3 protein-coding genes are annotated in these 2144 nt (G+C 73.4%); 2 read left to right on the top strand and 1 reads right to left on the bottom strand.

The window, feature by feature from the left end; genetic code table 11:
- Together GTW43_RS01605 and GTW43_RS01610 are read left to right on the top strand one after the other, a co-directional pair.
- The coding region (locus tag GTW43_RS01605; protein WP_161299731.1) for an ABC transporter ATP-binding protein at positions 1-510 on the top strand (510 nt) is incomplete at its 5' end.
- Entirely contained in the window at positions 507-1382 is an 876-nt protein-coding gene (locus GTW43_RS01610; RefSeq protein ID WP_161299732.1) for an ATP-binding cassette domain-containing protein, read from the top strand. The genes GTW43_RS01605 and GTW43_RS01610, both read left to right, overlap by 4 nt.
- A 55-nt stretch (positions 1383-1437) precedes the next feature.
- Here GTW43_RS01610 and GTW43_RS01615 read toward each other — a convergent pair.
- Positions 1438-2144: YdcF family protein (locus GTW43_RS01615; RefSeq protein ID WP_161299733.1), on the bottom strand; the 707-nt coding region annotated here is incomplete at its 5' end.

Below are 2144 nucleotides of genomic sequence, written 5' to 3' on the forward strand. Positions count from 1 at the left end.
TCCGGCGGCATGCGCCAGCGCGTGATGATCGCCATGGCCCTCGCGCACCATCCCACGGTCCTCATCGCCGACGAGCCCACGACCGCTCTCGACGTCACCGTCCAGGCCCACATCCTCGGCCTGCTGGAGGAGGTGCAGCGCACCCACCGCCTCGGCCTCGTCCTCGTGAGCCACGACCTGGCGGTGGTCGCCCGCAGCGCGGACCACGTGGCCGTGATGTACGCCGGGCGCATCGTCGAACATGCCCCCGCCGACGTCCTGTACGCGCGTCCTGCCCACCCCTACACGCGCGCGCTCCTCGACTCGGTCCCCCGGCGCGGCCGCCGCGGGCAGCCGCTCGTCGCGCTCCCCGGCGCCCCTCCAAACCCGGCACGTCCTGTGCCCGGCTGCCCGTTCGCGCCGCGCTGTCCCCTCGCGGAGTCCCGGTGCACGACCGCGCCGCCCCCGTACCGGGTGGGCACCGGGCACGTCAGCGCCTGCCACCGCTGGGCGGAGGTGACCGCGGCATGACCTCGTCCCCTGTGGTGCTCGACGTGCGTGACCTGGTGAAGCACCATCACTCCGCGCGAGGCCCGCTGCTCCGGCGCGGTCCTCACGTCGTCAGGTCCGTCGACGGGGTGAGCCTGTCCCTGCGCCGCGGGGAGACGCTGGCGGTGGTCGGCGAGTCCGGATGCGGCAAGTCCTCGCTCGCCCGGCTCCTCACGGCGGTCGACCGGCCCACGTCGGGCGAGATCAGTGTCCTCGGCACCCGCATCGACACCTTGGGCGGGCGCGCCCTGCGGACCGTGCGCCGCCGGATCCAGATGGTCTTCCAGGACCCGTACGCCTCGCTCGATCCCCGGATGACCGTGGGCGACATCGTGCGCGAGCCGCTGCGCATCCACCGCGACGTCGCCCCGCGCGGAGCGCACCGCCCGTACGTGGCCGAGCTCCTGGACATGGTCGGCCTCGACCCCGACCACGCGGGGCGCCGCCCGCACGAGTTCTCCGGCGGCCAGCGGCAGCGCATCGGCATCGCCCGCGCGCTGGCTCTGCGCCCCGACATCCTGGTGTGCGACGAGCCCGTGTCGGCGCTCGACGTGTCGGTGCAGGCCCAGATCGTCAACCTCTTCGCACGGCTCCAGCGGGAGCTCGGCGTGGCCTATGTGTTCATCGCGCACGATCTGGCCGTCGTCGAGCACATCGCCGACCGGGTGGCCGTGATGCACGCGGGCCGCCTCGTCGAACAGGGCCCCACCGAGCAGGTCTACAACCACCCGCGCCATGAGTACACCCGCACCCTGCTGGCCTGCGCACCCTCCCTGGAGCGTCCCGCGCCGGCCCGCCCGGAGCCTCCGGGCGGGCGGGCCGGCGAGACCGGGCCGGGGCGTCCCCTCCCGTGAGATCGAGGTGACCGAGAGGACTCCGGCGAGTCCGGCGAAGGGCCCGCCGGCCTCCTCAGACGCCCCTGCCCGCCACCACCGCGAGCACCACCAGCAGCGCGCAGAGCACGGCATTGACGACGCGGTGCTCCCAGAAGACCGCGACGAACTCGCGGATCGTGGCGCTCGGCCAGAAGTACGCGGCCGTGGGCGAGCCGACGACCTGGCCCCGCACGCCCTCGCGGCGAGCCGTCATCGCGGCGCGGAAGGCGTGGAAGCTGTTGGTCACCACGACGCACACGTAGCGTTCGTCGGCCGCCTCCATCAGGGTGCGGCTGAAGCGCAGGTTCTCCGTCGTCGAACGTGAGCGGGACTCCTCGAGCACCCCCTCGGGGTCGGCTCCCCGGTCGATGAGCCAGCGGCCCATCGCCTCCGCCTCGGGCAGCCGCTCGTCGGGCCCCTGTCCGCCGGACACCAGCAGGACGGGGGCGGTCCCGCCCCGCGCCACCTGCCGTTCCCGCAGAGCGAGTCCGGTCCGCAGCCGGGAGGCGAGCAGCGGGGGTACGCGCTCTCCGCCGATGAGGCCCGAGCCCAGCATCACCACGAAGTCGACGTCGCCGCGCACCCGGATGCGTCCGTACAGGAAGCCGTAGGCCAGGAAGCAGAGGAAGAGGAATCCGATGTATCCCGAGACCAGGACCACGGCCAGGATGAACGACCGGTAGGCGTTCGAGCTGCCGAAGTAGTCGGCCGTGGCGATGAGGGCGAGGAGCGCGAAGATGC

The organism is Streptomyces sp. SID5785 (genome assembly GCF_009870065.1).
In the GTDB taxonomy this organism is placed as follows: Bacteria; Actinomycetota; Actinomycetes; order Streptomycetales; family Streptomycetaceae; genus Streptomyces.

What these genes read in the sequence shown, in the direction of transcription:
- GTW43_RS01610 (WP_161299732.1), top strand. Translation starts at nt 507, where the DNA reads ATGACCTCGTCCCCTGTGGTGCTCGACGTGCGTGACCTGGTGAAGCAC.